Source organism: Pantoea sp. C8B4 (genome assembly GCF_051336905.1).
Taxonomy (GTDB): domain Bacteria; phylum Pseudomonadota; class Gammaproteobacteria; order Enterobacterales; family Enterobacteriaceae; genus Pantoea; species Pantoea rwandensis_B.
In genome coordinates, this window is record NZ_JBGMNK010000021.1 from 56,282 (window position 1) to 64,433 (window position 8,152).

Annotated in this window: 6 protein-coding genes and 1 tRNA gene; 1 reads left to right on the plus strand and 6 read right to left on the minus strand. The window is 55.5% G+C overall.

All coding sequences use genetic code 11. The annotated features are described in order from the left end of the window. Window positions 1-10: 10 nt before the first annotated feature. The 5 genes from miaA to nnr are packed head-to-tail and all read right to left on the minus strand — an operon-like array spanning window position 11 to window position 6,502. Window positions 11-952: a tRNA (adenosine(37)-N6)-dimethylallyltransferase MiaA gene (gene miaA / locus ACCW76_RS19420; protein WP_436339813.1), complete on the minus strand. Its 942-nt coding sequence runs from the start codon at window positions 950-952 to the stop codon at window positions 11-13. Beyond that, window positions 945-2,816: a DNA mismatch repair endonuclease MutL gene (gene mutL, locus ACCW76_RS19425; RefSeq protein ID WP_436339815.1), complete on the minus strand. Its 1,872-nt coding sequence runs from the start codon at window positions 2,814-2,816 to the stop codon at window positions 945-947. The genes miaA and mutL overlap by 8 nt, the downstream gene beginning before the upstream one ends. 42 nt (window positions 2,817-2,858) lie before the next feature. Beyond that, on the minus strand, window positions 2,859-4,496 hold the full coding sequence (amiB, locus tag ACCW76_RS19430) for an N-acetylmuramoyl-L-alanine amidase AmiB (RefSeq protein ID WP_369800323.1): 1,638 nt from the start codon (window positions 4,494-4,496) through the stop codon (window positions 2,859-2,861). 8 nt (window positions 4,497-4,504) lie between these two features. Then, window positions 4,505-4,981: a tRNA (adenosine(37)-N6)-threonylcarbamoyltransferase complex ATPase subunit type 1 TsaE gene (tsaE, locus tag ACCW76_RS19435; protein WP_436339817.1), complete on the minus strand. Its 477-nt coding sequence runs from the start codon at window positions 4,979-4,981 to the stop codon at window positions 4,505-4,507. A gap of 3 nt (window positions 4,982-4,984) precedes the next feature. Beyond that, window positions 4,985-6,502, minus strand: coding sequence for a bifunctional ADP-dependent NAD(P)H-hydrate dehydratase/NAD(P)H-hydrate epimerase (gene nnr, locus ACCW76_RS19440; protein ID WP_436339818.1), 1,518 nt, complete (start codon window positions 6,500-6,502; stop codon window positions 4,985-4,987). Here nnr and queG point away from each other — a divergent pair. Beyond that, window positions 6,501-7,640 carry a tRNA epoxyqueuosine(34) reductase QueG gene (queG, locus tag ACCW76_RS19445; RefSeq protein ID WP_436339820.1) on the plus strand — a complete coding sequence of 380 codons (1,140 nt, stop codon included), beginning with the start codon at window positions 6,501-6,503 and terminating at the stop codon, window positions 7,638-7,640. The genes nnr and queG overlap by 2 nt on opposite strands. 435 nt (window positions 7,641-8,075) lie before the next feature. Here queG and ACCW76_RS19450 read toward each other — a convergent pair. Then, window positions 8,076-8,151 (minus strand) — tRNA-Gly (locus ACCW76_RS19450). Window position 8,152 lies beyond the last annotated feature (1 nt).

Sequence of the window (8,152 nt, forward strand, 5' to 3'; positions counted from 1 at the left end):
ATCGTCCCTGCTACGCACTAACTACCTGAAGCACCGCATTACGGGCTAATTCTGGCTCGTCACTGTCTAACCAGTGGACGTTGGGCCAGCCACGTAACCAGGTCATCTGGCGTTTAGCGAGCTGCCGGGTGGCGCAAATTCCCCGATAAACCATTTCGTCGTAATCGATTTCACCAGAGAGATAAGACCACATCTGGCGATAACCTACACAACGAATGGAAGGCATATCCGTATGCAAATCACCTCGTGCAAACAGTTCACGAGCCTCCGCTTCAAATCCTGACGCTAGCATCTGGTCGTAACGCAACGCAATGCGTTGATGTATCAGTTCACGATTCGCCGGAGCGATAGCAAACTGGTACACGTCGTAGGGTAACGCTTCGCCGGATGTTTTTGTCAGTTCCGTTAAAGTTTTACCCGAAATAAAAAAAACTTCCAGTGCTCGCGAAAGTCTCTGCGGATCATTCGGATGAATACGACTACCGGCGACCGGATCGATTTCACACAGCTGGCGGTGCAGGGCATCCCACCCTTTCTCCGCCGCCATTTGCTCTATCTGCTGACGCACCTCGGGATCGGCCGAGGGCAACGGCGACAATCCTTCAAGCAACGCCTTGAAGTAGAGCATGGTTCCACCAACAAGCAACGGAATCTTACCCTTTTGAGTAATCTCCGCCATTTCTGCCAGCGCATCGCGACGAAACTCAGCAGCGGAATACGCTTCCGCTGGATCGCGAATGTCCAGCAAACGATGGGGCGCCAGTGCTAACTCCTCTGCCGACGGTTTCGCCGTGCCAATATCCATCCCGCGATAGATTAAGGCAGAGTCAACACTGATAAGTTCCACCGGAAGTTGCTGACGCAGCGAAATCGCTAATGCCGTCTTACCGGAGGCAGTAGGCCCCATCAAAAAAATTGCCTTAGGCCGGCTAGCCTGGTTTAGTTCACTCATGCTTCAACGCGTTTATCGCGCTCTCAATCTCAATGGTCTGTAACAGACCTGAAGGCGGCGATTTAAGCAAGTGCGGGCAAAGTCGTTCGAGCTCTGCCAACAGTGCAATCGCCTGCGAGTGATTCCAGTGAGCGTTTTCTGCATCATCACGACGTGCCAGCCATTGGGCCAGCGCCGATGCAGAAACCTCTTGCTGCCGGGCGAGATAGCCTAACAGTTCTGGAATCAAGATTTGTAAATTTTGTGTGCGTAACGGTAAAGGGACAGCGCGCAAGGTGACGTGCTGACCTTCTCGTTGTAAATCAATGCCCATCAGCCCTAACAGTGCGCCCTGAGTATCGATTACATTCAACTCTTCTTTGGCAATTTTCAGCCGCACCGGAATAAGTAAAGGTTGGGGTTTTAAGCCCTCTTCTCCCGGTTGTAACTGGGCCTGTTTCAGCCAGCGTGAGGCCACACTGAGTGACAACAACTGTAACTGTGGGCCGCGTTCTAACAGCGCATATTGCTCATGCATCACACTCAGCACGCGACCAAAACTTTGTGCATGTGCGGCCAACGGCGCTTCTCGTGCTTCAGGTTGACGCACAGGTGCCGGTTGCGGCGCGGCGGCGCGAGGCGTGTCGGCCGCAGGCGTTTTCATGAGCTGCTGATAAGCAGCACCTTCACGTGCGCGATAGACCGGCTCTTTATTCTGCCAACCCGCGTGTGTTCCCGCCGCAGCCGCACCGCTGCTGATGGAGCTGGTGCTACTGCGTGGTGTGCTCGCCGGTTGCGCAAAATGATTCGTCCCCGCAGCCTGTCGGTTCTCTGGTTGCCACTTCGGCGCGGGCTCTTCCGCATGCGCGATGGGCAACTCTGCGACACGGCTCGCCTGCAAAGCGCTCATCACGCCTTGCCAGATGAAATCATGCACCAGTCGTGACTGATGAAAACGCACTTCGTGCTTGGCGGGATGAACGTTGACATCCACCTGATGGGGATCGATCTCCAGATAGAGCACATAAGCGGGCTGTTGATCTTCCCCCAACTGCGTCTGATACGCCTGCCGAATCGCATGGTTGATCAGCTTGTCACGCATCATGCGTCCATTGACGTAGCAATATTGCAGGTCTGTGACCTGACGTGACCCGGCGGGATCGGCCACCCATCCACGTAACGCCAGATCGTCATGTTGCCAGTCAATGCGCAGAGCATGCTGCATAAAGGGGGTGCCACAAATGGCGCCAAGACGGCGTTCACGCTGCGCTTCCTGATCCACGGCGCGATACTGGCGAATCATCTTGCCGTTGTGGGTCAGCGAAATTGCCACGTCAAAGCGCGCCAGCGCGATACGGCGAATCACTTCATCAATATGGGTAAATTCGGTCTTCTCAGTGCGCATGAACTTGCGCCGCGCCGGGGTGTTGTAAAACAGATCGAGCACTTCCAGCGACGTCCCGACAGGATGTGCAGCAGGTTTCACCGTGACATCCATATCACGTCCTTCCGCATAGGCTTGCCAGGCTTCGTGTTGATCCGCGGTGCGAGAAGTTAGCGTGAGGCGAGAAACCGAACTGATACTGGCGAGGGCTTCGCCGCGAAAACCGAGGCTCATAATCGCCTCAAGATCATCCAGCGAAGCAATTTTACTGGTGGCATGGCGAGCCAATGCCATGGCCAGTTCGGCTTTGGCGATGCCACAACCGTTGTCGCGGATGCGAATCAACTTCGCGCCGCCTTTTTCGATATCAACGTCAATGCGCGTCGCGCCGGCATCAAGACTGTTTTCCACCAGCTCTTTTACGACCGATGCCGGGCGCTCAACCACTTCGCCGGCGGCAATCTGGTTCGCCAGCTGCGGCGGTAAAATCTGTATTGGCATGGTGGTGATCCTTTAAGCAGACTGGCGCCGCAGCGCCAGCAATCAGGATTGTGGAATCTTTAAGTTTTGCCCCAGCATCACGTTGCTCGACTTCATATTATTCGCCTGCATGATGGCTTTGGGGCTGACACCATAATGAGCGGCAATCCCAGTGAGTGAATCACCGCGTACCACTTTGTGTCGGGTAGGACGACTTGCAGCGGTCACGCTAACGCCCGATTTTGCCGGGACTTTCAAACGTTGCCCGACCCACACCACATCGCGCTTCAGGCTATTGAGGTCACGCAGGGTTGCCATGCTGACACCGTATTTGGCGGCAATACCTGACAACGTCTCACCGCGTGTCACCGTATGGCGCTGCGTCGCGCCAGTGTATTGCACGGTTCCGGTTGCCGGGTTGCTGGCCACGCTAACCGCTGGTGCGCTGTCCAGCGGCCGGTTTTCCTCCTTTGGGATGGATTGCAGCGGATGCGCGAGGAAATAGTTGCGCAGTCCTTTATAGATCGACTGAGCAATTTTCTCCTGATACGCGCTGCTGCCAAGCAGCCGCTCCTCCGCCGCGTTACTGATAAAGCCAGTCTCAACCAGTAAAGAAGGGATATCCGGGGAACGCAACACGCCTAAGCTGGCATGTTCCGGTAAACGTTTGTGCAACGGCGTCACTCCGCGCAGTTGCTGCAACACTTTCACCGCAACATCATAGCCAACGCGCTGTGAATGACCGAATTGCAGATCCAGTACCGCCTGGCTTAAGTAAGGATCAGCCTGGCTGTTTGCCAGTAAATCACCGGCACCGCCCAGCAATTCGGACTGCTTCTCTTTCTGTTCCAGCCAGTTCGCCATTTCGTTATTGGCACGACGGTTTGACAACACCCAAACGGATGCGCCGGTCGCCGAATGATTAGGCGCGGCATCGGCGTGAATCGATACCAGTAAGTTGGCATTCTCTTTTCGCGCCACCTCGGAACGACCCATCACCGAGATAAAGTAATCGCCGTTTCGCGTCAGCACGGGCTTAAACATCGGGTCCTGATCCATCAGCGCTTTCAGTTTGCGCGCAATGGCAATGGTGACGTTCTTCTCGTGCAGGCCGTGCTGGCCCGATGCGCCGGGGTCCTGACCACCGTGGCCGGCGTCAATCGCCACAATCACCGTGTCATTGCGTGAAACGGCGCCACCCGGACGTACCGTGGTGTTGCTGCTGGTGACGGTGGTCACCGGATTGGCATTAAACGGATTCGCGGCACTTTCGCTTTGGCGGGCGGTGGTCACCGGTGCGGCAGCAGTGCTGCGTTTTGCCGGTTGCGTACCGCGAATGGTAAACACCACGCGATACTGATTGCCGTCACGTTGGGTGCTGGCACGCGTGTGTGCCGCCTGGGTCAGTTCGAACACCAAACGAATACTCTGTTTGTCTTTCGGCTGGCTATTACGAATACGTTGTACGATATTTTCGCCGCTAAAGTTCAGCGGTAAGCCCTTAATCGCGCCGCTTTGCCGAATATCCAGCACCACACGATTGGGATTATGCAGCGGGAAGAAACCATACACGGGTTGACCATTAAAACTCAGCGTGACGGTTGCCTGGCTGTCGCCGTTATCGACTTTGATATCTGACAAGGTGGCAGATAACGCAGAAGCAGAAACGATACAGAGCGCAGCCAGCACAATCCCTTTCATCCATGCGGTCATGCCGATTCCCTGCCTTGCTGGAACTGAGCCAGCAACGTTTCACCCACCGCAGATACCGCGCAGATCTCCGCTTCTCGCGCCGCGTCCACGTAGCGCAGCGTCAATGCCAGATCGGGTTCGGGCAATACGCCGGCTCCCTGCTGCGGCCATTCGACCAGACACAATGCATCCCCGCTGAAGTAATCGCGGATACCCATAAACTCCAGCTCTTCAGGATCGGCCAGGCGATAAAGATCGAAGTGATACAGGGTGCGTGAGCCGAGTTCGTACGGCTCCACCAGCGTATAAGTTGGGCTTTTGACATTACCCTGATGGCCAAGCGCCTGCAAAAAGCCGCGGCTAAACGTGGTTTTACCGGCGCCGAGATCGCCATAAAGATAGATCACCAACGCGCTGCTGCAAACGCGGGCCAGTTGCGCACCCAGATTTAGGGTTGCCGCCTCATCGGGCAAAGGGATAACACAGGTCTTCATGCTTTATTGTTGGATCATCTCTGGATTAACAAACTGCCACAGCAGTTCGAACAAATCAGTGGCTAACATGCCGCGCGTACCGCGCTGCCGGGCAACCGCATCTGCCGCTGCACCGTGTGCGACACAGCCCGCGCAGGCTGCCTCAAGTAAAGTCAGTTTCTGGCCCAGCATGGCCGCAATGATACCGCTCAGTACATCGCCCATGCCGCCGGATGCCATCCCCGCATTGCCTACATCCGCAATCGCGATGTCACCTGCCGCGCTGGCCACGATCGTGCCTGCGCCTTTCAGCACCACCACCCCGCCATAGCGTTTTGCCAGCGTTTGTGCCGCCTGTAAGCGATCGCGCTCGACCTCACTGGTCTTAACGCCTAACAGTCGTGCGGCCTCGCCAGGATGCGGAGTAATGATGCGATTCTGACGGTAATCCGGCTTGATTGCCAGCAGGTTAAGCGCATCAGCATCCCAAAGCATCGGCTTTTCACTGGCCGCGACTTTTTTCAGTGCCTTCTGAGCCCAATCGCGTTGTCCCAGTCCGGGTCCGATAGCGATCACGTCAGCCCATTGCAGGGCTTGTTCCAGCGTTTCTTCACCTAACGCATCGACCATGAGCTCCGGCCGTGCCGTCAGAATCGGGCCGATATTATCTTCATGCGTGAGCACGCGCACAAGCCCAGCACCACTGCGCAGCGCTGCTTCTGCCGTCATTCGGATTGCCCCAGCGGTGCCAGTATCCCCTCCCACCACCACTAAACGTCCATGGTCGCCTTTGTGCGAAGTGGCTTTTCGTGGTTTCAGCCAATGCGCCAGATCAGCCGCATCGTAGCGTTGAATGGGGGCCGTCTCGCCTGCGAGGAAGGTGTTCAGCCCTAGCGCATCACAATGTAACCGGCCCACGTGATCGCGAGCTTTACCGGTCAACAATCCCGGTTTCAGCACAATCATACTCAGGGTGACATCCGCGTTGATGGCGTTGCCAGGCGGGGTGCCAGTGGCGGCATCCAATCCCGATGGGATATCAATCGCGAAGATGGGCGCGGCATGTGCATTGGCCAGATCAATCAATTCAGCGTAAGGTGCGGCTGGCGCACGATTGATGCCAGTACCGAGCAATGCATCAACGATCACATCAATGTTTTGCGGCCATGACGCATCCGAGGCATGTATCACCCCCCCCGCCGCCAGCCAGGCTTCTTGCGCCTGCTGTGCTTCTTCCGGCAAGAGTTTATTGCCGCTGCACGCCAGCAATGTGACGCGCAATCCCGCCGCCTGTGCCAGCCGCGCCACCACATAGCCATCGCCCCCGTTATTACCCTGTCCGCAGAGAATCAGCCAGTGCTGCGCCTGCGGCCACTGTGCCCGCACTCGCTCATAGCTCGCCTGCCCGGCGCGCAGCATCAATTCGTATAAGGTCAAACCCAGGCTATCCGCCGCATCGCGCTCCAGTTGCCCTATCGCCTGCGCAGGCCAGACAGAGTGTGGTAAACTGCGCGGGTTTGCTTCAATTGCCTGGTTTCTCATGTCATACCCTCTCGATCTTCAACAGCTTGCCCACCAAATTAAACTGTGGGGGCGCGAACTTGGCTTTCAGCAGGTTGGTATTTGCGATACCGATCTCAGCGCTGAAGAGCCCAAATTACAGGATTGGCTGGAGAAGCAGTATCACGGAGAGATGGACTGGATGGCGCGTCACGGTATGATGCGTGCCCGCCCACACGAACTCCTGCCCGGCACACTGCGCGTGATCAGCGTGCGCATGAACTATCTTCCCGCGAAAGCAGCGTTTGCCAGCACCTTAAAAAATCCCCAGTTGGGTTATGTCAGCCGCTATGCGCTGGGCCGCGATTATCACAAAGTATTGCGCAATCGACTGAAAAAGCTTGGAGAGATGATCCAGGCGCATTGTGGCGAACTCAATTTCCGCCCATTTGTCGATTCCGCACCGATTCTCGAGCGCCCGATTGCCGCCAAAGCAGGCCTGGGCTGGACCGGTAAACACTCGCTCATTCTCAATCGCGAAGCCGGTTCCTGGTTCTTTCTCGGCGAGTTGCTGATTGATTTGCCGCTGCCCGTCGATCAGCCACAGGAAGAACAGTGCGGTCGCTGTGTCGCCTGCATCACTATTTGCCCTACTTCCGCCATCGTTGAGCCTTATGTGGTTGACGCGCGGCGCTGTATTTCCTATCTCACCATCGAACTCGAAGGCGCGATACCGGAAGAGTTCCGCCCGCTGATTGGTAACCGCATCTACGGATGTGACGATTGCCAGCTTATCTGTCCGTGGAATCGTTACGGTCAGTTAACCGATGAAGATGATTTCTCACCGCGCGCGGTGCTGCACGCGCCACCTTTGGTGGATCTTTTTCAGTGGGACGAAGCGAAATTCTTGCGTGTCACGGAAGGCTCGGCAATTCGTCGCATCGGCCACTTGCGCTGGCTGAGGAACATCGCAGTGGCATTGGGCAATGCGCCTTGGGCAGAAGATAATCTGGCGGCGTTGCAAATGCGTAGTGGTGAACACGCCATGCTGGATGAGCATATTGACTGGGCCATCGCGCAGCAGTTACAGAAACGAGCAACACAGGGGATAGAGGTTCAGCCCGCGAAGAAACAGCGCTTAGTGCGCGCCGTCGAGAAAGGCCTGGTCCGTGATGCGTGATTGACCAATCGCGCAGGATAAAATCCTTTTCCACATGCTGTGAATAAAATTATAGAGCCGAATAGTGACGGGGATCGTTATATCGTCTAGCAAGACTATTCACAGACTGAAATACCTATAAGTACAATAAAAACAATTATTTAGGCAATTACTGTAAACATTAATGTAGAGTTTAGCGTGCAGGGGCTTGTCCAGAGCTTGTGGATAACTCTGTTTAAAACAGTTTTGCAGATAGGGTAAAACGCCGTCAGCACGTTGCAGGCGCATTGTGGATAACCTGTAAGATAACTGCAACAGACTACAGGCATCATTGGTGCTAATGCGGTACGTAAAATTTCCAGAAAGAAAAACAGGCCGCATAAGATCGATAAAGACTGCAGCAGTTTTAAGTCTGATTACGCCCGAGAGCAAATAACATTAGTGAATATGAAAATCTGGAGCGGGAAACGAGACTCGAACTCGCGACCCCGACCTTGGCAAGGTCGTGCTCTACCAACTGAGCTATTCCCGCA

Bases quoted from the DNA above. Each gene is read 5' to 3' on its own strand.
- miaA (WP_436339813.1), bottom strand. From the start codon at position 952: ATGAGTGAACTAAACCAGGCTAGCCGGCCTAAGGCAATTTTTTTGATG.
- mutL (WP_436339815.1), bottom strand. From the start codon at position 2,816: ATGCCAATACAGATTTTACCGCCGCAGCTGGCGAACCAGATTGCCGCC.
- amiB (WP_369800323.1), bottom strand. From the start codon at position 4,496: ATGAAAGGGATTGTGCTGGCTGCGCTCTGTATCGTTTCTGCTTCTGCG.
- tsaE (WP_436339817.1), bottom strand. From the start codon at position 4,981: ATGAAGACCTGTGTTATCCCTTTGCCCGATGAGGCGGCAACCCTAAAT.
- queG (WP_436339820.1), top strand. From the start codon at position 6,501: ATGTCATACCCTCTCGATCTTCAACAGCTTGCCCACCAAATTAAACTG.
- nnr (WP_436339818.1), bottom strand. From the start codon at position 6,502: ATGAGAAACCAGGCAATTGAAGCAAACCCGCGCAGTTTACCACACTCT.